Consider the following 25953-nt stretch of genomic DNA (forward strand, 5'->3'; position numbering starts at 1 on the left):
GCCGCGAACCTGGGAACACCGACACATCGATGAGTGACCTGCCCGACAGCGAACGCCTGTTCGCCGACGCCACCGCCTGGTACTACCGCCTGCACGCCGAGGATGTGACCGAGGCCGAGCGGCTGGCCTGTGCAGCCTGGCAGGCGCAGGCCCCAGGCCATGCCCAGGCCTGGGCCGAGGTGATCGCCTTGCTCGGTGCCTTGCAGGCCCCGGCGCAGCAGTTGCGTGAACAGCAACGCCAGCAGTGGCGCCTGCGCCGCGCCTGGCCCCGGCGGCTGGGCGCGGTGGCTGCGGCGTTGCTGCTTGCCGTGCTGGTCAGCCAGACGCCGTGGCTCGACCGCTGGCGCGCCGACTACGCCACTGGCACCGGGCAGTCGCGCACGGTGCTGCTGGCCGATGGTTCGCGTATTCAGCTGAACACCGACAGCGCCGTGCAGGTGGAGCTGGCGCCAGCCGAGCGCCGGGTGCGCCTGCTGCGCGGCGAGGCCTGGTTTGAGGTCAGCCGTGACCCCGGGCGGCCATTCGTGGTGCGTGCCGGCGATGGTTGGGTAAAGGTGGTCGGCACCCAGTTCAGCGTCGCCCGCGAAACCCGCCAGACCCGCGTGCAACTGGCCCAGGGCAAGGTTCAGGTGCAGGCCGGCAGTGGCCCCGGGGTGTTCCTGCAGCCGGGCCAGGCGGTGGAGTACGCCGCCGCCGGCGCCGGTGCCGTGCACCCGTTCGAGCCTGCCCGGGCCTTTGCCTGGCGCCAGCGCCAGCTGGTGTTCAGCCAGCAGCCGCTGGGCGAGGTGGTGGCCGAGCTCAACCGCTATTGGCCCGGGCAGACCCTGGTGCTCGGTGATGCCCTGCGCCAGCGCAAGGTGTCCGGGGTGTTCGAGATCGACAAGCCCGAGGCCGTGCTCAAGGCCCTGGCCCACACCCTCGGCGTGCACAGCGAGCAATTCACCCCCTGGCTGCGCATCCTGCGCGAAAGCTGAAAAAAGTTTCGGGGTTTGCGGCGACCCCGTCGTCCTTGAATGGGCAGGCGCAAATAATAAGCACTCTCAAGCAGTGCAGCGCCACCCATGACTTGGATGATTTCGGGGAGCTCCACTGATGAAAACCACTGCCACTCGGACCGTGCTGGGCCTTGCCATCGCCCTGGGCAGCACGGCGCTGGCCGCGCCCATGCAGGCCAAGGCTGCCGCCCAGGCGCAGCTGTACCGTTTCGAGATCCCGGCGCAATCGCTGGACTCGGCCCTGGCGGCCTTCAGTGCGGTCACCCGGGTGCAGGTGCTGGTGCCGGGCGAGTTCACCCAGGGGCTGCGCTCGCCGGGCCTGAGCGGTAGTTATCCACAAGACCAGGCGCTGGCCCGCCTGCTCCAGGGCACCGGCCTGAGCGCCGCCTACATCGACGCCGACAGCGTCACCCTGCAGCGCCAGCGCGATGCCGGCGACAGTTCGCTGCAACTGGGCGCCACCAACATCAACAGCCGCCAGCTGGGCGCCACCACCGAGAACAGCGGCTCCTACACCACCGGCGCGCTGACCCTGGGCAAGGGCGAGCAGAAGCTCAAGGATATCCCGCAGTCGGTGTCGGTGCTTACCCGTCAGCGCCTCGACGACCAGAACATGAACAGCCTGCAGGACGCCATGCGCCAGGTGACCGGGGCCACCATCAAGAGCTACAACACCGGCTCCAACCTCAACGATGTGTACATGCGCGGCTTCCCGGTGGACCAGGTGCAGGTGGACGGCGTCACCCAGCCGACCGGGCAGGGCGACATGGCCACCGCCTTCGACCTGGCCATGTACGACCGCGTCGAGGTGCTGCGCGGGCCCGGTGGCCTGTACCAGGGCGCGGGCGAGCCGGGTGGCACGGTCAACCTGGTGCGCAAGCGCGCCCTGGGCCAGTTCGCCCTCGCCGGGGAGTTTTCTGCGGGCAGCTACGACCGCTACCACTCCATGGTCGATGTCGCCGGCCCCCTGAACAGCGATGGCAGCCTGCGCGGGCGCTTCGTCACCGCCTACGAGAACAACCAGGCGTTCGTCGACTATGCGCAGAACGAGCGGCCGATGGTGTACGGGCGCCTGGAATACGACCTGTCGCCGGCCACCACGCTGTCGCTGGGCGGCGCTTACCAGCGCAACAAGTCCACCCCGGCGTTCGGCCTGCCGGCGTATGCCGACGGCAAGCTGCTGGATGTCAGCCGCTCGACCTTCGTCGACGCCAAATGGAACGAAATGGACGAGCGGGTGTGGGAGGGCTTCTTCGAGGTGGACCATGCGCTGGATGATGGCGGCCAGTTCAAGAGCTCGCTGACCTACCGCGACGCCGAGGCGCCGATCCGCAACTTCACCTGGACCGACGATGCCGTCAACCCGGCGACCGGCGCCAGCTCGGCGGTGGCCTACAAGTACTACACGCACATCAAGACCCTGGGCCTGGACAGCTTCGTCACCCGGCCGGTCGAAGCATTCGGGCGTACCCACGAGCTGACCGTGGGCGCCGACTACCAGCATGTCGACAAGGACTTTTTGTACGGCGGGCGCGAGTGGTTCGACATCAACGTGTTCGACCCCGGCAGCATCGACATCCCGCGCATCGACTACGCCCTGGACAACGGCAACTCGTCGAAATCCAACCAGTACGGGCTGTACGCACGCACCAAGATCAGCGCCAACGACTGGCTCGATGTGATCCTTGGCAGCCGGGTGATCTGGTTCGACAGCGACGGGCACAACTTCAACACGTTCTTCAACGAGTTCTCCGACCCGCACACCAGCATTCGGCGCAAGGTCATCCCTTACGGCGCGGTGGTCGCCAAGCTCACCCCGGAGCTGTCGGCCTATGCCAGCTACACCACGGTGTTCAAGCCACAAACCCAGCTTGCGGCCGAAGGTAACGACGGCACGGTGGCGCCCCGGGAGGGCAAGCAGTACGAGATGGGGCTCAAGCGCGAGTTCTACGACGGGCGCCTGAACGCCAGCGTGTCGGTGTTTCGCATCTATGACGAAAACCGCGCCGAGCAGATCGGCCAGACCCCTTACTACGAGGCCCAGGCCAAGGTGCGCAGTCAGGGCTGGGAGACCGAGCTTGCCGGCAACCTGACCGACAACTGGAGCATCAGCACCGGTTACGCCTTCACGCGCCTGGAGTCGGCGAACGAAGGCGGCTACCAGGGCATCAGCATCACCCCCAAGCACAACTTCAACCTGTGGACGCGCTATGGCTTCAGCGACGGGGTGCTCGAAGGGTTCAGCGTGGGTGGGGGCGTGCGGGTGGTCAGCGCCACCTATTACACGCGCAACTCGATCGACTTCGTGCAGGGCGGCTACAGCGTGGCCACGGCGCAGGTGGGGTACCGCTTCAACAAGCACCTGTCGACCACGCTCACGGCCAACAACCTGTTCGATCGCAAGTACTACGAGCGGGTGGACAGCGCCTGGGGCTCGAACTTCTATGGCGAGCCGCGCAACCTGACGTTGTCGGTGCGGGCCAGTTATTGAGTGACGCCCATCGCGGGGCAAGCCCGCTCCCACGCAGGTCGTGGGAGCGGGCTTGCCCCGCGATTGTCTTCAGGTATGGCTCAACGCGGCATGCTCATCCCCGGCCAGCACCTGCTGGTCGGTCTGCTTGAGCAACTGGCTGGTCACCACACCCGCGGTCATCGAACCGTTCACGTTCAACGCCGTGCGGCCCATGTCGATCAACGGCTCCACCGAAATCAGCAGCGCCACCAGCTCCACCGGCAGGCCCATGGCCGGCAGCACGATCAGCGCGGCGAAGGTGGCACCGCCGCCCACGCCGGCCACACCCGCCGAGCTCAGGGTGACGATGGCCACCAGGGTGGCGATCCACAGCGGGTCGAAGGTATTGATACCCATGGCCGCCGCGACCATCACCGCCAGCATGGCCGGGTACAGGCCGGCGCAGCCGTTCTGGCCGATGGTGGTGCCGAACGAGGCACTGAAGCTGGCAATCGACTGCGGCACGCCCAGGCGCTGGGTTTGCGCCTCGATGTTCAGCGGGATGCTGGCCGCGCTGGAGCGGCTGGTGAAGGCGAAGGTCAGTACCGGCCACACCTTGCGCAAGAAGCGCAGCGGGTTGACCCCGGTCATGGCCTGGATCACCCCGTGCACCACGAACATCAGGCCCAGGCCGATGTACGACACCAGCACGAAGCTGCCCAGCTTGAGGATGTCTTCAAGGTTGGAGCTGGCCACCACCTTGGTCATCAGCGCCAGCACGCCATAGGGGGTGAGCTTCATCACCAGGCGCACCAGGCGCATTACCCAGGCTTGCAGCACGTCGATGGCCGACAGCGCGCGCTCGCCCTTGTCCTTGTCATCCTTGAGCAGCTGCAACGCGGCCAGGCCCAGGAACACCGCGAAAATCACCACGCTGATGATTGAGGTCGGTTTGGCCCGGGCCAGGTCGCCCACCGGGTTGCTGGGGATGAACGACAGCAGCAGTTGCGGGATGTTGAGGTCGGCGACCTTGCCTGCGTAGTCGCTGTGGATGGCCTGCAGGCGTGCGCTTTCCTGCGCGCCGGCCACCAGGCCCTCGGCGCTCAGGCCGAACAGGTTGCTCAGCACAATGCCCAGCAGCGCGGCGATGGCGGTGGTCAGCAGCAGCGTGCCGATGCTCAGCACGCTGATGCGGCCCAGGCTCGAGGCGTTGTGCAGGCGGGCCACGGCGCTGAGGATCGAGGCGAAGATCAGCGGCATGACGATCATTTGCAGCAGGCCGACGTAGCCGTTGCCGACCAGGTCGAGCCAGCCGATGGTGGCCTTGAGTACCGGGTGGCCGGCGCCGTAGATGCTGTGCAGCACCAGGCCGAAGCCGACGCCCAGGGCCAGGCCCAGCAGCACTTTCTTGGCCAGGCTCCAGTCGGTGCGGCCGGTTTGCGACAGGCCCAGCAACAGCGCCAGGAACGCCAGCAGGTTCAGAGACAGGGGCAGGTTCATTGCAGCTCCAGAATTCAAAAGTGGCATCGCTTCTGTGAGCGATTGCGAACGCAAATGCTAACAGCCTGAAAACAAACGAATTTATACCCAAAAGTAATGTGCATAGTCGTTTTTGGCATAACGCGGTGTCGCTATTGGATATGCCGGGGGCGTTGAGGGCTTTTTCAGCGTCGGTCACAAGCGACCGTTTGTCACCAAAGGGGTCTAGGGTTGAACGGCCACGTCTTTGGAGAACTGCCCATGAAGTCTGTTCCAAGCCTCGTTGCCGGCGGCCTGGCCCTGTTGCTGAGTGCCAGCAGCTGGGCAGCCACCGAGCTCAAGCACTGGCCGGCCGAAGCCGCCAAGCAGCTGGACGCGATGATTGCCGCCAATGCCAACAAGGGCAACTACGCGGTGTTCGACATGGACAACACCAGCTACCGCTACGACCTCGAAGAAGCGCTGTTGCCGTACATGGAGAACAAGGGCCTGCTGAGCCGCGACAAGCTCGACCCCTCGCTCAAGCTGATCCCGTTCAAGGATACCGCCGGGCACAAGGAAAGCCTGTTCAGCTACTACTACCGCCTGTGCGAACTCGACGACATGGTCTGCTACCCCTGGGTGGCCCAGGTGTTCTCGGGCTTCACCCTCAAGGAGTTGAAGGTGCAGGTGGACGAGCTGATGGCCTCGGGCAAGCCGGTGCCGGCCACCTACTTCGAGGGTGACCAGGTCAAGAGCACCGAGGTGCAGCCGCCGAAGGTCTTCGCAGGCCAGGCCGAGCTGTACAACAAGCTGATGGAGAACGGCATCGAGGTGTATGTGATCTCCGCCGCCTCCGAGGAGCTGGTGCGCATGGTCGCCTCGGACCCCAAGTACGGCTACAACGTCAAACCGCAGAACGTGATCGGCGTCAGCCTGCTGCTCAAGGACCGCCAGAGCGGCCAGCTGACTACCGCGCGCAAGCAGATCAGCGCCGGGCACTATGACGCCAAGGCCAACGAAAACCTCGAGCTGACCCCCTACCTGTGGACCCCGGCCACCTGGATGGCGGGCAAGCAGGCGGCCATCCTCACCTACATCGATGAGTGGAAGAAGCCTGTGCTGGTGGGCGGCGATACGCCGACCAGTGATGGCTACATGCAGTTCCATGGCGTGGACGTGAACAAGGGCGGCATCCACCTGTGGATAAACCGCAAGGCCAAGTACATGGACCAGTTGAACGGGATGATCAGCAAAAATGCTGCGGCCCAGGCCAAGGAAGGGTTGCCGGTGACTGCGGACAAGAACTGGGTGATTGTGACGCCGGAGCAGATTCAGTAACAGCCTGCGAACGCATCCCCTGTGTAGGAGCGGCCTTGTGTCGCGAAAGGGCTGCGCAGCAGCCCCGCCGAACCTGCATGCGGCCGATATCCTGGGGCCGCTACGCGACCCTTTCGCGACACAAGGCCGCTCCTACAGAACCCGCGACCCTCATTGCCCAGACTTATCCACAGCCATAAAAAAACCGGCGCTCAAGGCGCCGGTTCTTGTGTCACACCCTCAAAGCCTCACAGCCCTTCGAGCATCGCCTTGTTACGCACCGCACCCTTGTCGGCACTGGTGGCCAGCAGGGCGTAGGCCTTCAGCGCGGTGGTCACCTTGCGTGGGCGTACTTCGGCCGGCTTCCAGCCCTTCTTGTCCTGCTCGACACGGCGCGCGGCCAGCTCTTCGTCGCTGACCAGCAGGTTGATCGAACGGTTGGGGATGTCGATCAGCACCTTGTCGCCGTCCTGCACCAGGCCGATGGCGCCGCCAGCGGCAGCTTCCGGCGAGGCGTGGCCGATGGACAGGCCCGAGGTGCCGCCCGAGAAGCGGCCGTCGGTGAGCAGGGCGCACGCCTTGCCCAGGCCCTTGGACTTCAGGTACGAGGTCGGGTAGAGCATCTCTTGCATGCCCGGGCCGCCTTTCGGGCCTTCGTAGCGAATGATGACGATGTCACCGGCCTTCACTTCGTCGGCGAGGATGCCGCGCACGGCGCTGTCCTGGCTTTCGAAGATCTTCGCGTTGCCCTCGAACACATGGATCGACTCGTCCACGCCAGCGGTCTTCACCACGCAGCCATCCAGCGCGATGTTGCCGTACAGCACAGCCAGGCCGCCCTCTTGCGAGTAGGCGTGCTCGAAGCTGCGGATGCAGCCGTTTTCACGGTCGTCGTCGAGGGTTTCCCAACGGGTCGACTGGCTGAATGCGGTTTGCGTCGGGATGCCGGCCGGGCCTGCCTTGAAGAAGGTGTGCACGGCTTCATCATCGGTCTGGGTGATGTCCCACTTGGCGATGGCTTCTTCCATGCTGGCGCTGTGCACGGTCGGCAGGTCGGTGTGCAGCAGGCCGCCACGGGCCAGCGAGCCGAGGATGCTGAAAATGCCACCGGCGCGGTGCACATCTTCCATGTGGTACTTCTGGATGTTCGGCGCCACCTTGCACAGCTGCGGCACCTTGCGCGACAGGCGGTCGATGTCACGCAGGTCGAACGCCACCTCGCCTTCCTGGGCCGCGGCCAGCAGGTGCAGGATGGTGTTGGTCGAGCCGCCCATGGCGATGTCCAGCATCATGGCGTTCTCGAACGCCTTGAAGTTGGCGATGCTGCGCGGCAGCACCGACTCGTCGTTTTCCTGGTAGTAGCGCTTGCACAGCTCGACGATGGTGCGGCCAGCGGTGAGGAACAGTTGCTCACGGTCGGAGTGGGTGGCCAGGGTCGAACCGTTGCCCGGCAGGGCCAGGCCCAGCGCTTCGGTCAGGCAGTTCATCGAGTTGGCGGTGAACATGCCGGAGCACGAACCGCAGGTCGGGCAGGCGCTGCGCTCGTACTCGGCGACTTTTTCGTCACTGGCGCTGGAGTCGGCGGCGATCACCATGGCGTCGACCAGGTCCAGGCCGTGGCTGGCCAGCTTGGTCTTGCCGGCTTCCATCGGGCCGCCGGAAACGAAGATCACCGGGATGTTCAGGCGCAGGGCGGCCATCAGCATGCCGGGGGTGATCTTGTCGCAGTTGGAGATGCACACGATGGCGTCGGCGCAGTGGGCGTTGACCATGTACTCGACGGCGTCGGCGATGATCTCGCGGCTGGGCAGCGAGTACAGCATGCCGTCGTGGCCCATGGCGATGCCGTCATCCACGGCGATGGTGTTGAATTCCTTGGCCACGCCACCGGCGCGTTCGATCTCGCGGGCGACCAGCTGGCCCAGGTCCTTCAGGTGCACGTGGCCCGGGACGAACTGGGTGAACGAGTTGGCGATGGCGATGATCGGCTTTTTGAAGTCTTCGTCCTTCATCCCGGTGGCGCGCCACAGGGCACGGGCGCCGGCCATGTTGCGGCCGTGGGTGGAGGTCTTGGAACGATAATCAGGCATTGGCTGCTCCGGGCGGCTTAATCAGGTCACTAGTAGGAGAGTGAGCTTCTCTTGTCCTGAAACGCCGTGGCCGGTTGCCAGCGGCAAGGATGGGGGCCGATGTCCGCGCGGGATCGCCGCAGGCTCGACCAGAGCTCATAAACCCGCCGGGGATGACTGGCGATGAATAGGCCGATTCTACACCGCCGCGCCGGTGAGGGAATGGCGTTGTGATAATTGGCCGCGCCAGCACGGCCTTGGCTTTCAACCCGAGGCATTGGGTAGACTTGCGCGCCCTCGACTGGCCAAAAGGATTTGCAATGCCAGCTTCAATGCGTTCCCTGTCGTATTACATCGCCATCGGCCTGATCCAGGGCCTGGCGCTTTACCTCGCCACCAGCGACTACTTCCTCCTGCCCGGCCTGCCCTATGGGCTGTGCGCGGCCGTGCTGGTGGCCGGTGCCGAGCTGCAACTGCTCGGGGCCACGGTGCGCCAGCGGGGCACCGTCTGGCTGGTGCTGGGCCTGGCCCTGTTGATCGGTGGCCAGGTGTACTGGCTGTACAGCGATGGCCTCAGCGCCTGGGTACTGCAGACCGGGGTGTTCTGCGCAGGGGTGCTGAGCTACATCGGTATTGCCTTCATCCTCGCCTGGCCAACCCGGGCGGGCGGCTGGCCGCGCTACCAGGACCTGTTCCGGCACGCCTGGAACAACGTGTTCATCGTGCTGCTGGCGCTGCTGCTGACCGGGCTGTTCCTGAGCCTGCTGGCGCTGAGCATGAAGTTGTTCACGATGCTCGGCATCGCCCGGGTGGAGGCGCTGCTGAGCAGCCACACAGTCATCTCGCTCTCGCTGCCGGTGGTGTTCTCGCTGGGGATGCGCATGGGCCGGCAGAACGAGAAAGTCATCGGCCTGCTGCGCGGCATCCTGCTGACCTTGTGCCGCTTCCTGCTGCCGCTCGGTGCGCTGATCACCGTGCTGTTCACCCTGGCGCTGCCGTTCACCGGTGTGCAGGCGATCTGGGCCACCGGCCAGTCCACTACCATCCTGCTGACCCTGGTGGGTATCAACCTGTTTTTGGTCAATGGCGTGTTCCAGGACGGCCAGGCGGGTAGCGCCTACCCGCGGCTTCTGCGGCGCCTGGTGGAGGCCTGCCTGCTGTGCATGCCGGTGCTGGCCGGCCTGGCCGCTTGGTCGAGCTGGCTGCGGGTGGAGCAGTATGGCCTGACCCCCTCGCGCATCTTCGCCCTGCTGCTGGTGGCGGTGATGCTGGTGCACGGGCTGGCGGCGGCCTGGGCGGTGCTGGGGCGCAGCGCCACCTGGCTGGGCAGCCTGCGTTACAGCAACCCCTGGGTCGCCGTGCTCAGCGCCGTGTTGCTGGTGCTGTACTTCTCGCCGGTGATCGACCCCCTGGGCCGCAGCACCGACAGCCAGGTCGAGCGCCTGCTCAGTGGCCGCACCCCACCCGCCGACTTCGATGCCCAGGCACTGTACGGCTCGCTGGGCACCCCGGGGATCGTGGCCTTTACGCAACTTGAGCAGCGCCTGAAGCGCGACGAATTGTTCGACCCGGCCACGCGCAAGCAGTTGCTGGCGGCCATGGCCATGGCCAAACCGGGCTGGCTCGAGGAGCGGGCACCGACATTCGAATGGCTGGGGCCGCAGCAACCGGGGGTCGAGACCATCACCGGGGCTTCCGACAACCTCTACTTGTGCGACGACGGCTGCTACCTGTGGGCGGTCGACCTGGGCGGCGATGGGCGCGATGAAGTGCTGGTGATTCCCCGGGGCACCTACAACGCGCGCTTGAACGTGTACACCCAGGACGGCGCGGGTTGGCGCAAGGTCGGCAGCCTGCACACCCGCGCGCAGAACTTCGACGAAATGCTCGAGCAGATCCGGCAGGGGACGGTGAAGGCGGTGACGCCGCGTTACAAGACCCTGAGTTTTGCTGGCCAGGAGCTGCGCCAGGAGTTCGAGCAGTGACTGGCAGCCCGGCACCCCACGGGTGGAGTCGATCGTTGGGGTATTGCCTGCTGGTCGGGTTGCTGCAGGGGCTGTTGTTCCAGGCTGCGTTTTCCACCGGCTGGGTCACGGAGAAAGGGCTGGGCCTCGCCCTGTATGCGGCCATCGTGGTGGTCGGGGGCAACCTGCTATTGCTCGGTGCGGCGGTGCTGCAACGCGGCACGCTCTGGCTGGTGGCGGGCCTTGTGCTGTTGGTCGGCGCTATCAGCCTGTGGACTCATGCCTACACAGAGGAAGAGGGGCTCTGGTACTACTGGCTCGCCTGTGTTCCCGCGCTGGCCTACATCGGGACGGTGTTCACCCTCGCCTGGCCGGCCGGCCACGGGCTGCGCTTGCGCTACCAGGACCTGGCCCGGCATGCCTGGGACACGCCCTTAATCGTGCTGGTGGCGCTGTTTACCATGCTGCTGTTCTGGGCCCTGCTCTATTACTGCAGCCTGCAGCTCGTGAGGCTGGGTGTTTCGTACACCACCGTCCAGATCTGCATGAGGCCGGTAGAAGATATCGGCTGTTTCCTGGCATTCGCATTCGGGCTGCACATGGCGCAACGCAACGTCAGGCTCATCGGCCTGCTGCGCGGCCTGGCGCTGAACCTGTGTCGTCTGCTGCTGCCCCTGGTTGCCTCGGCCGTGGTGCTGCTGACCTTGCTGCTGCCGTTCATCGGTGTGCAAGCGCTCTGGGCCAGCGCTCAGGCAACGCTCCTGTTGCTGGCGCTGGTGGGCGTCGAACTGTTGCTGGTGAACGGGGTGCTTGGGCATGAACGCCCGTGGGCGGCCGGTTGCGCCCCGCTCAGGCGCCTGGTCGAGGCCAGCCTGCTGTGCCTGCCGGTGCTGGTGGGGCTGGCGGCGTGGGCGTGCGGGTTGCGCATCGAGCAGTATGGCGTGACCCCTCTGCGGCTGCTGGCTTTGCTGCTGGTGGCGCTGATGCTGCTGCATGGGCTGGCAGCGGCCTGGGCGGTGTGGGGGGCCGGGAGCACCTGGCTGGGCCGCCTGCGTGCCAGCAACCCGGGGCTGGCCTTGTTTGCCGGGCTGGCACTGGTGCTGTTCTTTTCGCCCCTGAACGACCCATTTGCACTCAGCGCCCGCAGCCAGGTGGCGCGGGTGCTCGACGGGCGGCTGGCCATTGCCGACTTCGATGCCGGCGATTTGTACTGGCGGCTGGGCAAGCCGGGGCGCGAAGCATTCGATGTGCTACAGGTGCGGCTTGAGGGTGGGGAGTTGCAGGGGCTGCCGGGGCGCGAGCTGTTGCGTGCGAAGCTGGCCGAGGTCACGGCATACCGCGAGCGAGCCGAGAATCGGTAACTATCCAACACCTTCTGGGGGTGTCAGCCGCCTAGGGTGGCCGTAGTTTCCGTTGTCCCGGGAGGACACCCCATGCGACTGTTCCACCCCCTGATCGGCATGCTCGGGCTTTTCTACGCGCTTGCCAGCTTGGCCTTCCCTCACTCTGACGATGCCTATTCCCACGACGCCAAGGATGCGTTCACCGACAAGAGCGCCTGGATGAGCGCGATCCGCGACGACGTGCGGTTGAGCGAGTTGGCCCTTGCCGGCACCCATGATTCGGCCACCTTCGACATCAGTGTGTTTCCGATCGTCGATGACATCGTGCGCACCCAGACACTCAGTTTCGATGAGCAGCTCAAATACGGCATCCGCGTGCTCGACCTGCGCATTCGACGTACGGGCGACGCGTTCGCGCTGCACCATGGTTCGGTCTACCTGGACAAGATGTTCGGCAACGCACTGCAGTCGATTGAGCACTTTCTCAAGGCGAACCCCAGCGAAACCGTGCTGTTTCGCATCAAGGAGGAGCACACCGCCGCCAGCGATGCGACCCTGAGCCTTGAGCAGGTCTTCAACCGTTATATGGACCAGTTCTCGGGCGTTTTCCTCAAGTCGCCCGCCAGCGACGTCACACTCGGCCAGGCACGCGGGAAGTTCGTCGTGCTGTCCAACATCGCCGAACTCAATAGCCTGGGGCTGAGCTATGCAAGCTTCGATATCCAGGACGACTCGACCCTGAAAACCAACTGGGACCTGCACGAAAAGTACCTCAAGGTCCGGCGCCACCTGCACCGCGCCGCGGGGGGCGACCCAGGTACCTTCTATGTGAACTACCTGTCCGGCAGTGTCGGGTCATTTCCTTATTTCGTCGCCAGCGGGCATGTCAGCTCGGCAACGGATGCGGCCAGGCTGTCCACCGGGCTGCTGGCCCTGGGGGATGTCGACTGGTACCCGTTCTTTCCAAGGACAACCTGCCTGGTGCGGGTCTGCTCGATTTCCTTCGAAGGCACCAACACCCTCGCCCGCGACGATATCAAGGACCTGAACGGCCCTGCACCGCTAAGGCGGACCGTAGGCATCATCATGGCGGACTTTCCTGGTGAGTCGTTGATCGCCAACATCATCGCCAACAACCATCACCCCACCCATGATCTTGGGCGCTGACCGGGCGCCAGGCACAGCCGCCAAGGTACAAGACCCTGAAACTTGAAGGCGTGGAGCTGGACTTCAATCCGCGCTGATGGGGCTCGGTGCAGAGGGGTAGCGATTGTCTTGTGCTGCCTGTGCCGGCCTCATCGCCGGCAAGCCGGCTCCTACAGGTACGGCACTGGTCTGAAGCTTATGCAGTCCCTGTGGGAGCAACTGTCTTGCTCAATTTCTAAAAGCTGGCGCTATCCCTGTGGGAGCGGGCTTGCCCGCGAACACGGGCGAAGCCCGTGCCAAGCCCCATAGGTGCCGGGGCGCGCTTGCGCCTGTAGTTCCCTGCGCGACAGCGCGGCCCGAAAGGGCTGCCGATCAGCTGTTGGGCAGCAGGCGGCAGGTGATGCTCTTGATGTAGCGGGTTTCGCTGATGGCCGGGTGCACCGGGTGGTCCGGGCCCTGGCCGCCGCGCTCGAGCAGTTGCAGGTTGCGGTCCAGGTGGCGGGCGCTGGTCAGCAGGATGTTGTGCAGGTCGTCCTCGGGCAGGTGCATCGAGCACGAGGCGCTGACCAGGATGCCGTCCTTGCTCAGCATGCGCATGGCCTGTTCGTTGAGGCGGCGGTAGGCGGCCTCGCCGTTTTTCAGGTCCTTCTTGCGCTTGATGAAGGCGGGCGGGTCGGCAACGATCACGTCAAAGCGCTCTTCGGCGGCTTTCAGCTCGCGCAGGGCCTCGAACACGTCACCTTCGATGCAGGTCAGCTTGTCGCCGATGCCGTTCAGCTGGGCGTTGCGCTCGACGCCGTCCAGGGCAAAGCCCGAGGCATCCACGCAGAACACTTCGCTGGCGCCGAACGCGCCGGCCTGCACGCCCCAGCCACCGATGTAGCTGAACAGGTCCAGTACCCGCTTGCCCTTCACGTAGGGGGCCAGGCGCGCACGGTTCATGCGGTGGTCGTAGAACCAGCCGGTCTTCTGCCCTTCACGTACCGGGGCTTCGAACTTCACGCCGTTTTCTTCCAGGGCGACCCAGTCCGGCACTTCGCCGTAGACGGTTTCGACATAGCGCTCCAGGCCTTCGGCGTCACGCGCGGCGGAGTCGTTCTTGAACAGGATGCCGCTGGGCTTGAGCACCTGCACCAGGGCGGCGATCACGTCGTCCTTGTGCGCTTCCATGGTGGCCGAGGCCAGCTGCACCACCAGAATGTCGAAGAAGCGGTCCACCACCAGGCCCGGCAGCAGGTCGGAATCGCCGTACACCAGGCGGTAGCACGGTTTGTCGAACAGGCGCTCGCGCAGCGACAGGGCCACGTTCAGGCGGTGCACCAGCAGCGACTTGTCCAGCGGCAACTTGATGTCGCGCGACAGCAGGCGGGCGCAGATCAGGTTGTTCGGGCTCAGGGCCACAACGCCCAGGGGCTTGCCGTTGGCCGCTTCGAGGATGGCCTGCTGGCCGGCCTTCAGGCCCTGCAGCGGGGTCGCGGCAACGTCGACTTCATTGCTGTAGACCCACAGGTGGCCGGCGCGCAGGCGGCGGTCGGCGTTGGCTTTGAGGCGAAGGCTGGGCAGGGACATGACGTCGCTCCGGGAAAAAAGAGCGGGAGTATAGCCTGTTGGGGCCGAGGCTTGCTCGGGCCGGTCGTCATCTTCACGGGCCATACAGGTGGCTGCGTTCCCCTGTAGGAGCCGGCTTGCCGGCGATAGGGCCGCCAAACCTAAAGAAAATCCTGGAACCAACGATCCACTGATTGGTGCCCTGGCGGACTGCAGGGTTTAGAATCCCCCGTCCCCATGGAGTAAGTGCTCATGTCCCAGGAACTCACCGCCGAACAGATCCAGCAGGCCCTGCAAGGCATCACCATCCCGCCGCAGCCGCAGATCATGGTCGATCTGCAGTTCGAGCAGTACATGCCCGACCCGGACCTGGAGACCATCGCCAAGCTGATCTCGCAAGACCCGGGCCTTGCCGGTGCCCTGCTCAAGCTGGTCAACTCGTCGCAGTTCGGCCTTTCCAACAAGATCGGCTCGATCCAGCGCGCGGTGAACCTGCTGGGTAGCCGCTCGATCATCAACCTGATCAACGCCCAGTCGATCCGCGGCGAGATGAGCGACGAGACCATCGTCACCCTCAACCGCTTCTGGGACACCGCCCAGGACGTGGCCATGACCTGCCTGACCCTGGCCAAGCGCACCGGCATCCAGGCCGTGGACGAGGCCTACACCCTGGGCCTGTTCCACGACTGCGGCGTGCCGTTGATGCACAAGCGCTTCCCCAACTACATGGAAGTGCTGGAAGAGTCCTACGCCAAGGCCAGTGACGAAATCCGCGTGGTCGACACCGAAAACCGCGCGTTCAATACCAACCACTCGGTGGTCGGCTATTTCACCGCCAAGTCCTGGCGCCTGCCGGAGCACATCAGTGCGGCCATCGCCAACCACCACAACGCCCTGGCGGTGTTCCGCGACGAGTCCTCGCGCAACACCCAGACCCAGCTGAAAAACCTGCTGGCGGTGCTGAAGATGGCCGAGCATATCTGCGCCTCGTACCGGGTGCTGGGCAATCAGAGCGTGGACCACGAGTGGAATGTGGTCGGCCCGCTGGTGCTCGACTACATCGGCTTGACCGAGTACGACTTCGAGCAGCTCAAGCAGAACATCCGCGAACTGGGCGGGCACTGACCGATGCCGGAATTACCCGAGGTCGAAACCACCCGCCGGGGCATCGCCCCGCACCTGGAAGGCCAGCGCGTCAGCCGCGTGGTGGTGCGCGACCGGCGCCTGCGCTGGCCGATCCCCGAGGACCTCGACGTGCGTTTGTCGGGGCAGCGCATCGTCAGTGTCGAGCGCCGCGCCAAGTACCTGCTGATCAATGCCGAGGTGGGCACCTTGATCAGCCACCTGGGCATGTCGGGCAATTTGCGCCTGGTCGAGCTGGGCTTGCCGGCGGGCAAGCACGAGCATGTGGACATTGAGCTGGAGTCGGGGCTGATGCTGCGCTACACCGACCCGCGGCGCTTCGGCGCCATGCTCTGGAGCCTCGACCCGCTCAACCACGAACTGCTGCTGCGCCTGGGGCCGGAGCCTTTGACCGACCTGTTCGACGGCGAGCGTTTGTTCCAGCTGTCACGCGGGCGGGCGATGGCGGTCAAGCCGTTCATCATGGACAACGCCGTGGTGGTGGGGGTGGGCAACATCTACGCCACCGAGGCGCTGTTCGCCGCCGGCATCGACCCGCGGCGCCCGGCGGGTGGCATTTCCCGGGCGCGGTACCTGAAACTTGCGATCGAGATCAAGCGGGTGCTGGCTGCAGCCATCGAACAGGGCGGCACCACGTTGCGTGATTTCATTGGTGGTGACGGGCAGCCGGGGTATTTCCAGCAGACGCTGTTCGCGTACGGGCGTGGCGGCCAGCCGTGCAAGGTGTGCGGCACCGAGCTGCGCACGGTGACCCTGGGCCAGCGCGCCAGTGCGTTCTGCCCGCGCTGTCAACGTTGAACCGCATTTAACAGGTACGGCGCTGGGGCCGGGTTTTGCACAATCCTGTAGGAGCGGGTTCACCCGCGAACACCGGCAGAGCCGGTGCCAGCCACCGCGTCGTCTGCTTCGCGGGTAAACCCGCTCCCACAGGTACGGCGCTGGACCAGGTTTTGCACAATCCTGTGGGAGCGGGCTTGCCGGAGTGCCGGACCACCGCGAACACCGGCAAAGCCGGTGCCAGCCACCGCGTCGTCTGCTTCGCGGGTAAACCCGCTCCCACAGGTACGGCGCTGGAGCCAGGTTTTGCAGAGTCCTGTAGGAGCGGGTTCACCCGCGAACACCGGCATAGCCGGTGCCAGCCACCGCGTCGTCTGCTTCGCGGGCAAGCCCGCTCCCACAGGTACGGCGCTGGGGCCGGGTTTTGCACAATCCTGTAGGAGCGGGTTCACCCGCGAACACCGGCAAAGCCGGTGCCAGCCACCGCGTCGTCTGCTTCGCGGGCAAGCCCGCTCCCACAGGTACGGCGCTGGATCCGGGTTTTGCACAATCCTGTAGGAGCGGGCTTGCCCGCGAACACCGGCATGGCCGGTGCCAGCCACCGCGTCGTCTGCTTCGCGGGCAAGCCCGCTCCCACAGGTACGGCGCTGAGGCCAGGTTTTGCACAATCCTGTGGGAGCGGGCTTGCCCGCGAACCCCGGCATAGCCGGTGCCAGCCACCGCGTCGTCTGCTTCGCGGGCAAGCCCGCTCCTACAGGTACGGCGCTGGAGCCGGGGTTTGCACAATCCTGTGGGAGCGGGCTTGCCCGCGAACACCGGCATAGCCGGTGCCATCCACCGCGCCTTACTTCTTGAACACCTTGTCCACCCGCTCGCTGATCTCGGTCTTGTCCCCTTGCCCGGAGATCTTGGCCTCCGGGCCGCCGCCGAGGTTCAAATCGAGCTGCCCGCCGGTGTTGATGATGCCGTTCTCGCCGGCATGGATATTGAAATTCTTGCAGCTGATGTTGATGTTGCCGTCGGCCAGCAGCTCGATCACGCTTTCGCCGCACACCAGGCGGATCTTGTCGCCGGCGTCCATCACGTAGTTGGCGCCGACGCTGTCGCGCTTGTTGCCGCCCACCTGCACGGTGTCGTGCTGGCGCACCGAGCGGATGCGGTCCTGGCCGATGGTGGCGACCTCCACCAGGCCTACGGTCTTGATCCGGCTGATGCCCACCGACAGCGTCTGGTTCTGCTCCACCACGCTGTCCATGTTGCGTTCGGCGTGCACGTACAGCTGCTCGGCGCCCTTCTTGTCCTCCATGCGGATTTCATTGAAGTTGGCCGGCGTACCGCCCTTGCTCGAACGGCTCTTCATGCCGCTTTGCGTGGCGCTGCCAGGCAAGTCGTAGGGCACTGCCTGCTCGGCGTTGTACACCCGCCCGGTGATGATCGGCCGGTCGGGGTCGCCTTCGAGGAAGCTGACAATCACCTCCTGACCGATGCGCGGCACCTGGATCGAACCCCAGTTCTTGCCCGCGGTGGCCTGGGACACGCGAATCCAGCACGAGCTGTTCTCGTTGGACTGGTCATGCCGGTCCCAGTGGAAGTGCACCTTCACCCGGCCGTACTGGTCGGTCCAGATCTCCTCGCCGGCCGGGCCCACCACCACAGCGGTCTGCGGCCCCTTGACGATCGGGCGCAGGGTGCTGCTGACCGGGCGGTAGCTCTGCTGCGCGTCAAGGCAGCTGAGGTTGCTCTCGAACTGCGCCGCGCCACTGCCGCCGCCGCTCTCCAGGCGCTCCTGGTGCACGTAGTAGCGGGCGGCGACGATCAGGTACTCGCGGTTCTGGTCCTGGCGGGTAAAGCCTTCGAGGCTGAACAGGTGGCCGCTGCCCAGGCCCCGGGCGTTGCCGCGCAGCTCGATACGCTCGTGCAGGCTTTGCAGCGACTCAAGCCGGGTGCGCGCGTAGTGCTCGCCGTCCTGGGTCTGCTCGTAGGCGCCGGGGTAGTCGTACAGCGGGTAGTCGCCGGCCTGGTGCGGGCGCGGCATGGCCGAGCGCACGTCGATGCGCGCGCTGGGGCGCTGGAAGTCGTAGTCGTTGAGCTCCATCGACCCCGGCTGCACCTCCTGGGCCAGGTGCCAGTCGTTGATATGGTCGCGCTCGCGGTGCTGCCCGTCGGGCGGGTAGTAGGGCACGCTCTCGTAGCCCGGGGCCTTCTGGTGCGCGCCATAGGCGTCGGCCAGCACCAGCACGTGGCGCTCCTGCTCGTGGCGGAAGAAGTAATAAATGCCTTCTTCCTCCATCAGCCGGCTGACGAAGTCGAAGCTGGTCTCGCGGTACTGCACGCAGTACTCGCGTTCGCGGTAGTTGCGGCTCAGGGCGTCTTCGAAGTCCGAGAAGCCCAGGTCGCGGAACACCTGCTTGATGATTTGCGGCACGCTCTGGTGCTGGAAGATCCGGCAGTCGCTGGTGCGGCTGAGCAGCCACAGCCACGGGCGCAGGGTCACCCGGTAGGCGGCGAACTGGCCCTGGTCCACCGACTGGCTGCAACGGGCAACGATGCCGTGAAAGTGCCGCGAACTGCCCACACCTAGCTGCACGCTCAGGCTCATGGGCTTGCCCAGCAGCTGGTTGAGGTCGATGGCCGGGTCGTCGCTGGTCAGCTGCAGCTCGTAGTCGAACAGGCGGCCGAGCTCTTCGCTGCCGCCCATCTCGGCCAAAATCAGCTTGTCCGGCCCCAGCGGGCTGTTGATCTGCGCCAGGCGCGTGAACTGCTTGAACAGCATCGTTGGCCCCGTCAGTCGGCAGTGCCGAAGTCATAGTGCAGGTCGTTGTCGCGCCCGCTGATGCGCACGCTGGCCAGCGGCTTGCCTTCGAGCATGCGGGTCAGGAACTCGCGGCTCATGTCTGGCAGCAGGCCGTTGGTGAGGATGGCGTCGATCATGCGGCCACCGCTTTCGGTCTCGCTGCAACGCGAGACGATCACATCCACCACGCCGTCGTCGTAGGCGAAGCCGACCTTGTGGGTACCCTCCACGCGCTTGCGGATGCGCTCCAGCTGCAGGCGGGTGATGGCCTTGAGCATGGCGTCGCTGAGCGGGTAGTAGGGGATGGTCACCAGGCGCCCGAGCAGCGCCGGCGGGAAAATCTCCAGCAGCGGCTGGCGCAGCGAGGTGGCTACGGCTTCCGGGTCGGGCAGGGACTGAGGGTCGCTGCAGGTGCGGGCGATCAGTTCGGTGCCGGCGTTGGTGGTCAGCAGGATCAGGGTGTTACGAAAATCGATCTGGCGGCCTTCGCCGTCTTCCATCACGCCCTTGTCGAACACCTGGAAGAAGATCTCGTGCACATCGGGGTGGGCCTTTTCCACCTCGTCCAGCAGCACCACGCTGTACGGCCGGCGGCGCACCGCTTCGGTCAGCACGCCGCCTTCGCCGTAGCCCACGTAGCCGGGCGGGGCGCCCTTGAGGGTGGACACGGTGTGGGCTTCCTGGAACTCGCTCATGTTGATGGTGATCAGGTTCTGCTCACCGCCATACATGGCCTCGGCCAGGGCCAGCGCGGTTTCGGTCTTGCCCACCCCGGAGGTGCCGGCGAGCATGAACACGCCGATTGGCTTGTTGGGGTTGTCCAGGCCTGCGCGGGAGGTCTGGATGCGCTTGGCGATCATCTTCAGCGCGTGGTCCTGGCCGATGATGCGCTTGGCCAGGTGGCTGTCGAGGTTGAGCACGGTCTCGATCTCGTTGCGCGCCATGCGCCCCACCGGAATGCCGGTCCAGTCGGCCACCACCGAGGCCACGGCCTGGTAGTCGACGGTTGGCAGAATCAGCGGGCTCTCGCCCTGCAGGGCGCTCAGGCGCTGTTGCAGGTCGATGAGCTTTTCGCGCAGCTCGTGGCTGCCTTGTACCTCGACTTCACGGTCCACCACGCCGACCTGCTCGCGCAGTTTTGCGCGGGTGGCCAGCAGCTCATCCACCAGGGCTTTCTCTTCGGCCCAGCGGCTTTCCAACTGGGCCAGGCGCTCGCGTTCCTCGCCCAGCAGGGTTTCGGCCTGGGCCTGGCGCTGCGTGGTGTTCACACCAATGGCCGCTTCCCGGGCGATGATTTGCAGCTCCACCTCCAGCGCCTCGATGCGCCGGCGGCTGTCGTCCACCTCGGCCGGCACCGCGTGCAGGCTGATGGCAACCCGGGCGCAGGCGGTGTCCAGCAGGCTCACCGACTTGTCCGGCAGCTGGCGCGCCGGAATGTAGCGGTGCGACAGCTTCACCGCCGCTTCCAGGGCTTCGTCGAGGATCTGCACCTGGTGGTGCTTTTCCATGGTCGAGGCCACGCCGCGCATCATCAACAGGGCCTTGGCCTCGCTCGGCTCGTCCACCTGCACCACCTGGAAGCGGCGGGTCAGGGCCGGGTCTTTCTCGATGTGCTTCTTGTACTCGGCCCAGGTAGTGGCTGCCACGGTGCGCAGGCTGCCGCGGGCCAGGGCCGGCTTGAGCAGGTTGGCCGCGTCACCGGTGCCGGCCGCGCCACCGGCGCCGACCAGGGTGTGGGCTTCGTCGATGAACAGGATGATCGGCTTGGGCGAGGCCTGTACGTCCTCGATCACCTGGCGCAGGCGCTGTTCGAACTCGCCCTTCATGCTGGCGCCGGCCTGCAGCAGGCCGACGTCCAGGCTGCGCAGCTCGACATCCTTGAGCGCCGGCGGCACGTCACCGGCGACGATGCGCAGGGCAAAGCCCTCGACCACCGCGGTTTTGCCCACGCCGGCCTCGCCGGTGAGGATCGGGTTGTTCTGCCGGCGGCGCATGAGGATATCCACCAGCTGGCGGATCTCTTCGTCACGGCCGACGATGGGGTCGAGCTTGCCGCTGCGGGCCTGCTCGGTGAGGTCGACGGTGAAGCGCTTGAGCGCCTCCTGCTTGCCCATGGCCGCTGGCGCTACGGCGCCGCTGGCCTCGCCGGGCACGCCAGCGCTGAAGCCGTCGCTGGCGGCCAGGTTGTTCTCGGGCGAGTCGCCCACGTACTCGTCGAAGCGCTCGGTCAGGGTTTCGGCCTTGAGCTTGGCGAACTCGCTGGAAAGCCCCAGCAGTGCATTGCGCAGGCTCGGGGTCTTGAGGATACCCACCAGCAGGTAGCCGGTGCGCACCTGGCTTTCGCCGAACAACAGGCTGCCGTACACCCAGCCGCGCTCCACCGACTCTTCCACCTGCGAAGACAGGTCGGTGATCGAGGTAGAGCCGCGCGGCAGGCGGTCCAGGGCGTCGGTCAGGTCACGGGCCAGGCGCGCCGGCTCCACGTTGAACTGGCGGATGATGCGGTGCAGGTCGCTGTCTTGCAGCTGCAGCAACTGGTGCAGCCAGTGCGCCAGCTCCACATAGGGGTTGCCGCGCAGCTTGCAGAACACGGTGGCGGCCTCGATGGCCTTGTAAGCGACGCTGTTGAGCTTGCCGAACAGCGCGGCGCGGCTGATTTCACCCATGGTCCTGGCTCCTTGTGTGGGGGGCGGCGACCGGCTGCTCGGCGTAGTACCGGGCAAGCTTCAGGTCGTTTGCATCGTGCGACGGGCGGCCGACCCAGGTATCGAACCCCAGGCGTTGGCCGGCATTGAGTTGCAGCGCCGGCACTTCGGCCTGCGCGAGGATCAGGTTGAGGTCCCAGTCCAGCTCCTGGCCCAGGTACTCGGCGACCCAGGCCGCCAGCTCGACGAACGCCTGGCCGCCGGGCAGCAGGGCGTGGTACTGGTCGAGGCTGAGCGGGCCCAGGCACAGGCGGAACTTGTGCTGGCGGTCCCATACATAGCGGCCCAGGCACAGGTCGACACCAACCCGGTTGGCGCGCACCCCCAGCTGGCTGCGCTCGGGCAGCTCCAGCCACTGGCCGACGTACTCTTCGAGCTTTACCGGCACGCCGAAGTAACCGGCCAGGATGCTGCACAGGCCGTCCGGGTAGCGGGTTTGCGCGGCCAGGTGGCCGGACCAGTGCAGCTTGGCGGTGTCGGCCAGCGGCCCCTGCTGTTGCAGCTCCGGCTGGCCACGGCCGCTCAGCGCGGCCAGGCGCGCGGCCCAGTAGTCATCGCCCGGGCGGTCGTGGCTGACGGTGGGCCGGGCCTCGGCCCAGGCGCGGTAGAACAGGCTCAGCAGGCGGTGGTGGAACACATCGAGGAAGCGCTTGCTGGTGGGGTCGGCGTGGTTGCGCTGGCGCTCGCGCATGTACTCGGTCAGGTGCAGCGGCAGCGGGCCGTTGGGCCCGCCCAGGCCGAAGAAGAACTGCTCCAGGCGCGCCGGGCCTTCATCGCTTGCCGACACCGAGGCCAGGGTGGCCGGGGCAAAGCCGCAGTCCAGGCGCTGGCCCAGGCGCACCGGCTCGTCGCTCAGCCGCAGCGAGTGGCCGAAGCGCGGCAGCTCGGGGTTTTCTGCCTCGAGGCGGCGCAGCGCCTGGAAGAAATCGTACTCCCAGGGCTCGGCCTGCATGGCCTGTAAGGTACTCACAGGGTCGGCCTGCGCCCGGGCTTGGCGGTAAAGCGCATGATCTCGCCCCGTTCACTGGTGCGCAGCACGGTTTCGGTGAAGCTGTTGATCGACACGTAGCGGGTCAAAAAGCGCTCGAACACCGCCCCCAGCAGAAACACCCCGGTGCCGCGGAAGGCGTTCTCGTCGAAGGTCAGGGTGATCTCAAGGCCACGGCCAAAGACGATCGGCCCGGGCATCGGCAAGCGCCGGGTGCAGGGCTTGCTGCTGACTTCGCGCAGGCCGTCGATCTGCAGCTGCAGGGCACTGTCATGCGGGTCGCCGTACAGGCGCAGCAACTCGCGCAGGGCCGCTGCGCCCTGGCCTTGTTCGGCCAGCGACAGGTAGTTCAGCGACAGCTGGCTGATCAGGCGCCAGGCGCGGTTGTCGTGGGCGTGGCTGGCCTTCGGCCGGCTGGGGCCGGCCAGGCAGCGCACGGCGGCAACCGGGGCGCTGTCGGCCAGGCTGAAGTCGCTGCGCCCGTCGCCCACGTTCATGAACAGTGGCAGGTCGCGGTTGCTGCACAGGGCGCTGATGCCCAGCTGGCGCAGGTCGTGGCGGTACGGTGCCTGCTGGCCATCGACCAGGCTGACGAAGGTTTCGCTGCCCATGTAGCTGGAGCGCGTGCCGTTGCGCCGCTGCTCGCTGGACAGCACCCGCGGCTCGCGGCGCACGATGTAGTAGGCCTGGTCGCGGCCATAGCGCGACGGGTCGCGCACGGCGTAGAAGGGCAGAAACGGCTGGTCCGGCCCGGTGCCGTGGCCGGTCACCTGTTGCAGCGAGTGGATCTCGAAATCGGTGGGCCGGGTGCGGTCGGCGATCACATGGTGTTCGTTGACCCGGTCGGTGAGGTGAATGCGGTCGACCCGGCGCGGGAACAGGTTGATCGCCGGGGTGCAGAACGGCACCAGCTGGCTGGCGCCGACGCTGCTCTCCAGCGCCTGGTCGAAGCGCTCGAACAGCACCAGAATTTCCAGCTCCTGGCCGTCGCAGCGCTTGACCGCACGCTCCAGCCCGGCGAAGTCGACGAACAGAAAACGCTGCGGCAGGGCGAAGTATTCCTGCATCAAGCGGTAGCCCTGGAACGCCTGCGGCACCACCGGCAGCGCCGCTTCGGCGTCATCGAAGCCGCAGGTCAGCAGGGCTTGCTCAACCGGAATGCGCTCAACCCAGTCGGCGCCCGGCTGGCGCACGAACACCGCGCAGGCAGCGCCCAGCAGTTGCTCGTACAGGCGGAACGGGGTTTCGTCGGCACCGTTCAGGTACAGCGGCAGGTGCGTCAGCGGCAGGCTGCTGAACGGGATTTCGGCGCCGCTGCGCAGGGTCAGGCGCAGGCCGGCGCGGGCCTTGGGTTCGCTGGCGGCCAGGCGGCCAAGCACCGCGCCGGGGTTGCCGAAGTATTCGGCGCGAGCCACCTGCAACGGCCACAGGGTTACATCCTGGGTGCTGCGAAACTCGCATGGGGTTTGCGAATTGCGGCCCAGGTTGGCGCGCAGCACGCTGCCGCGCGGCAGCTGGAAACCTGCCGCCAACGAGCCTTCGTCGGGGTCGGTCTGCAGCTGCACCACGGTCATCGACGGGGTCGGCGCCAGGTAGTGCGGGTAGGCGATTTCCAGCAGGTTGTGGGTGAAGGTCGGGTACTCGGCGTCGAGCTTGAGCTGCACCCGCGCGGTCAGGTAGGCAAAGCCTTCGAGCAGGCGCTCCACGTACGGGTCGGCGCACTCGATGCCCGACAGCGTCAGGCGCCCGGCGATCTTCGGGTATTCCTTGGCAAACTCCGCAGCACCCTCGCGGATGTGCTGCAGTTCCTGGTTGTACAGCTCGAGCAGGCGCGGGTTCATGCACGCCTCCGGCGCTCGGCGGGGGCCACACGCACATGGCCGGACTCAAGGTCGACGTCGGTCTGCAGCAGCAGCGGCAACGCCGCCGGCTGCGCCCACAGGTCGCCTTCGATCTCGAAGCTCAGGGCGTTGGCGTTCATCTCGCCAGGCGCTGCCTGGGCGCGCACCTTGAGGGTGTGGGCGAGAATGCGCGGTTCGTAGGTGGCGATGGCCTGGTGGATGATGCGCTCCAGGGCCGTGAGGTCGATGTTCGAGGCACTGTTGCCGGCCAATGCGGGCAGGCCGTAGTTGACCACTGAAGCACCGGCGTGGGTGTTCAGGGTGGCGGCGCTGTCCAGCAATGATGTGGTGTTCAGCAGCCAGGCCAGGTCGCGCAGCACCGAGGCCTTGAGTTGCTGCAGGCTGAGCACGCGCTTGTCGGGGGCTTCCTGCGGGTTGCCCGGGTCGTCGTCGGTGAGGCGATCGAGCAGCGAGGGCTGCAGGCGGTCGCGGGTGGCGATTTCGGCTACCACTGGAACATCCCTGTGAACATTTTCTGGTCTTCGAAGCCGGTGTCGCACGAGGCGCTGGGCGCGGGCGTGGAGGCCTCCAGGCCGGCCTGGGTCAGGCGCACGGCGCGCGAGGTCTTCAGGCATTCGCCTTTGAGCGTCGGGTGTGGCTGCACGTGGGTCACCAGCACGATCGGCGTGCCATTGAACTGCTCGACCCGGGCCTTGCCGGCGCGGTCCGGGCTCAGGCCGCAGGGCCATTGCATGTCCAGCGCCAGACGCTGTTCGCCACGATCGAGCACGCACTGGCCGGCATTCTCGCTCAGCTTCACGGTCTGCCCGCCGAGGTTGGCCTCGCTCAGCAATTCGGCGTTGGCGCAGGCGCTAAGGGCCAGCAGCAGGGTGCCCGTGAGGGCCACGCGGGTCATGTGAGCTCCCAGAACCAGACTTGCTTCGACTGGTAGTTTTGGTCGGAGAAACCTTTGGTCAGGCCGCGGTTCCACAGGTCTATATGGTCGCCCGTGCGGTTTTCCTGGCTCTGCCCGGCGCGGGCGAAGCAGTCTCTGTAGAAAATGATCCCGGTCTTGGCCTTGAGCGCGTCGCGGGCCTGGGCGGTACCAGCAATCTTCAGCGGGTAGAACAATCGTGTCTCCAGCCAGTTGGCCAGGGATTCGGCGCCACGGGCATGGCCGTGGGCGCACTTGGGTTCGGTATAAGTCGATTTGTTGACCTTGAGGCTCATCTCGCCGTTGAGCGCGATGCTCATGCGGATGGCACACTGGTTGTCCCACGGGCCGTCGCAGGGCGAGGACACGCTCGGGTAGGCATTCCACAGGTTGATGAAAGAAGGCTTGGCCATGATGTTCACCGTGAGCGGGTGACGCGTGGGGAGCCCGCGCCGTGCCCAGGCGCGACGCGGGCG

At 66.1% G+C, this 25953-nt stretch carries 18 protein-coding genes; 8 read left to right on the top strand and 10 right to left on the bottom strand.

All coding sequences use genetic code 11. The features are described from left to right. Positions 1-29 precede the first annotated feature (29 nt). Both ACI2KK_RS17710 and ACI2KK_RS17715 read left to right on the top strand, forming a co-directional pair. The gene (locus ACI2KK_RS17710; RefSeq protein ID WP_404669880.1) at positions 30-974 is read left to right on the top strand and encodes a FecR family protein; all 945 of its coding nucleotides are present in this window, start codon (positions 30-32) and stop codon (positions 972-974) included. 115 nt (positions 975-1089) lie between these two features. Then, positions 1090-3486, top strand: coding sequence for a TonB-dependent siderophore receptor (locus ACI2KK_RS17715; RefSeq protein ID WP_404669911.1), 2397 nt, complete (start codon positions 1090-1092; stop codon positions 3484-3486). Between the two features lie 69 nt (positions 3487-3555). On the opposite strand, the gene ACI2KK_RS17720 is transcribed toward ACI2KK_RS17715, so the two are convergent. Continuing rightward, complete coding sequence (locus ACI2KK_RS17720; RefSeq protein ID WP_217841319.1) at positions 3556-4947, bottom strand: L-cystine transporter; 1392 nt, start codon at positions 4945-4947, stop codon at positions 3556-3558. A gap of 240 nt (positions 4948-5187) precedes the next feature. Here ACI2KK_RS17720 and ACI2KK_RS17725 point away from each other — a divergent pair, with 240 nt between their 5' ends. Beyond that, the gene (locus tag ACI2KK_RS17725) at positions 5188-6246 is read left to right on the top strand and encodes a haloacid dehalogenase-like hydrolase (protein ID WP_404669881.1); all 1059 of its coding nucleotides are present in this window, start codon (positions 5188-5190) and stop codon (positions 6244-6246) included. 227 nt (positions 6247-6473) lie between these two features. On the opposite strand, the gene ilvD is transcribed toward ACI2KK_RS17725, so the two are convergent. Next, positions 6474-8315: a dihydroxy-acid dehydratase gene (gene ilvD, locus ACI2KK_RS17730; protein WP_404669882.1), complete on the bottom strand. Its 1842-nt coding sequence runs from the start codon at positions 8313-8315 to the stop codon at positions 6474-6476. 299 nt (positions 8316-8614) lie between these two features. On the opposite strand from ilvD, the gene ACI2KK_RS17735 reads away from it, so the two are divergent. The 3 genes from ACI2KK_RS17735 to ACI2KK_RS17745 all read left to right on the top strand — a co-directional run bounded on the left by ACI2KK_RS17735 (position 8615) and on the right by ACI2KK_RS17745 (position 12768). Further along, the gene (locus ACI2KK_RS17735) at positions 8615-10279 is read left to right on the top strand and encodes a DUF4153 domain-containing protein (protein ID WP_404669883.1); all 1665 of its coding nucleotides are present in this window, start codon (positions 8615-8617) and stop codon (positions 10277-10279) included. Further along, complete coding sequence (locus ACI2KK_RS17740; protein WP_404669884.1) at positions 10276-11619, top strand: DUF4153 domain-containing protein; 1344 nt, start codon at positions 10276-10278, stop codon at positions 11617-11619. The genes ACI2KK_RS17735 and ACI2KK_RS17740 overlap by 4 nt, the downstream gene beginning before the upstream one ends. 72 nt (positions 11620-11691) lie before the next feature. Further along, positions 11692-12768, top strand: coding sequence for a phosphatidylinositol-specific phospholipase C (locus ACI2KK_RS17745; RefSeq protein ID WP_404669885.1), 1077 nt, complete (start codon positions 11692-11694; stop codon positions 12766-12768). Between the two features lie 351 nt (positions 12769-13119). Here the strand turns inward: ACI2KK_RS17745 and ACI2KK_RS17750 are convergent, their stop codons facing one another. Further along, positions 13120-14316: a class I SAM-dependent rRNA methyltransferase gene (locus tag ACI2KK_RS17750; RefSeq protein WP_369989159.1), complete on the bottom strand. Its 1197-nt coding sequence runs from the start codon at positions 14314-14316 to the stop codon at positions 13120-13122. Between the two features lie 285 nt (positions 14317-14601). Between ACI2KK_RS17750 and ACI2KK_RS17755 the strand changes: the two genes are divergently transcribed. Continuing rightward, positions 14602-15420, top strand: a complete 819-nt coding sequence (locus tag ACI2KK_RS17755) for an HDOD domain-containing protein (RefSeq protein WP_369992083.1) — start codon at positions 14602-14604, stop codon at positions 15418-15420. Between the two features lie 3 nt (positions 15421-15423). Next, positions 15424-16236, top strand: coding sequence for a bifunctional DNA-formamidopyrimidine glycosylase/DNA-(apurinic or apyrimidinic site) lyase (gene mutM, locus ACI2KK_RS17760; protein ID WP_369989160.1), 813 nt, complete (start codon positions 15424-15426; stop codon positions 16234-16236). Between the two features lie 823 nt (positions 16237-17059). Here the strand turns inward: mutM and ACI2KK_RS17765 are convergent. Genes ACI2KK_RS17765 through ACI2KK_RS17795 form a run of 7 tightly spaced genes read right to left on the bottom strand, consistent with a single transcriptional unit; the run spans position 17060 to position 25890 of the window. Continuing rightward, complete coding sequence (locus ACI2KK_RS17765) at positions 17060-18988, bottom strand: type VI secretion system Vgr family protein (RefSeq protein WP_404669886.1); 1929 nt, start codon at positions 18986-18988, stop codon at positions 17060-17062. 11 nt (positions 18989-18999) lie between these two features. Further along, the gene (gene tssH, locus ACI2KK_RS17770; RefSeq protein WP_404669887.1) at positions 19000-21675 is read right to left on the bottom strand and encodes a type VI secretion system ATPase TssH; all 2676 of its coding nucleotides are present in this window, start codon (positions 21673-21675) and stop codon (positions 19000-19002) included. Continuing rightward, positions 21668-22666, bottom strand: coding sequence for a type VI secretion system baseplate subunit TssG (tssG, locus tag ACI2KK_RS17775; protein WP_404669912.1), 999 nt, complete (start codon positions 22664-22666; stop codon positions 21668-21670). Before tssG ends, tssH begins: the two co-directional genes overlap by 8 nt. Before the next feature lie 14 nt (positions 22667-22680). Beyond that, positions 22681-24543: a type VI secretion system baseplate subunit TssF gene (tssF, locus tag ACI2KK_RS17780; RefSeq protein ID WP_404669888.1), complete on the bottom strand. Its 1863-nt coding sequence runs from the start codon at positions 24541-24543 to the stop codon at positions 22681-22683. Continuing rightward, positions 24540-25055: a type VI secretion system baseplate subunit TssE gene (gene tssE, locus ACI2KK_RS17785; protein WP_217841328.1), complete on the bottom strand. Its 516-nt coding sequence runs from the start codon at positions 25053-25055 to the stop codon at positions 24540-24542. Before tssE ends, tssF begins: the two co-directional genes overlap by 4 nt. Continuing rightward, positions 25049-25459 carry a hypothetical protein gene (locus ACI2KK_RS17790; protein WP_404669889.1) on the bottom strand — a complete coding sequence of 137 codons (411 nt, stop codon included), beginning with the start codon at positions 25457-25459 and terminating at the stop codon, positions 25049-25051. The genes tssE and ACI2KK_RS17790 overlap by 7 nt, the downstream gene beginning before the upstream one ends. Continuing rightward, positions 25456-25890 (bottom strand): type VI secretion system amidase effector protein Tae4, encoded by a 435-nt coding sequence (locus ACI2KK_RS17795; protein WP_404669890.1) that lies wholly within the window; start codon positions 25888-25890, stop codon positions 25456-25458. The genes ACI2KK_RS17790 and ACI2KK_RS17795 overlap by 4 nt, the downstream gene beginning before the upstream one ends. Positions 25891-25953 lie beyond the last annotated feature (63 nt).

Source organism: Pseudomonas sp. NPDC089406 (assembly GCF_044900265.1).
Lineage (GTDB): Bacteria > Pseudomonadota > Gammaproteobacteria > Pseudomonadales > Pseudomonadaceae > Aquipseudomonas > Aquipseudomonas fakonensis.

Excerpts from the sequence above, each read along its gene's own strand:
- ACI2KK_RS17745 (WP_404669885.1), top strand. The coding sequence starts at position 11,692 with ATGCGACTGTTCCACCCCCTGATCGGCATGCTCGGGCTTTTCTACGCG.
- ACI2KK_RS17725 (WP_404669881.1), top strand. The coding sequence starts at position 5,188 with ATGAAGTCTGTTCCAAGCCTCGTTGCCGGCGGCCTGGCCCTGTTGCTG.
- ACI2KK_RS17710 (WP_404669880.1), top strand. The coding sequence starts at position 30 with ATGAGTGACCTGCCCGACAGCGAACGCCTGTTCGCCGACGCCACCGCC.
- ACI2KK_RS17735 (WP_404669883.1), top strand. The coding sequence starts at position 8,615 with ATGCCAGCTTCAATGCGTTCCCTGTCGTATTACATCGCCATCGGCCTG.
- ilvD (WP_404669882.1), bottom strand. The coding sequence starts at position 8,315 with ATGCCTGATTATCGTTCCAAGACCTCCACCCACGGCCGCAACATGGCC.
- ACI2KK_RS17720 (WP_217841319.1), bottom strand. The coding sequence starts at position 4,947 with ATGAACCTGCCCCTGTCTCTGAACCTGCTGGCGTTCCTGGCGCTGTTG.
- mutM (WP_369989160.1), top strand. The coding sequence starts at position 15,424 with ATGCCGGAATTACCCGAGGTCGAAACCACCCGCCGGGGCATCGCCCCG.
- tssF (WP_404669888.1), bottom strand. The coding sequence starts at position 24,543 with ATGAACCCGCGCCTGCTCGAGCTGTACAACCAGGAACTGCAGCACATC.
- ACI2KK_RS17790 (WP_404669889.1), bottom strand. The coding sequence starts at position 25,459 with ATGACCCGCGTGGCCCTCACGGGCACCCTGCTGCTGGCCCTTAGCGCC.
- ACI2KK_RS17750 (WP_369989159.1), bottom strand. The coding sequence starts at position 14,316 with ATGTCCCTGCCCAGCCTTCGCCTCAAAGCCAACGCCGACCGCCGCCTG.
- ACI2KK_RS17765 (WP_404669886.1), bottom strand. The coding sequence starts at position 18,988 with ATGCTGTTCAAGCAGTTCACGCGCCTGGCGCAGATCAACAGCCCGCTG.
- ACI2KK_RS17795 (WP_404669890.1), bottom strand. The coding sequence starts at position 25,890 with ATGGCCAAGCCTTCTTTCATCAACCTGTGGAATGCCTACCCGAGCGTG.
- tssH (WP_404669887.1), bottom strand. The coding sequence starts at position 21,675 with ATGGGTGAAATCAGCCGCGCCGCGCTGTTCGGCAAGCTCAACAGCGTC.
- tssG (WP_404669912.1), bottom strand. The coding sequence starts at position 22,666 with ATGCAGGCCGAGCCCTGGGAGTACGATTTCTTCCAGGCGCTGCGCCGC.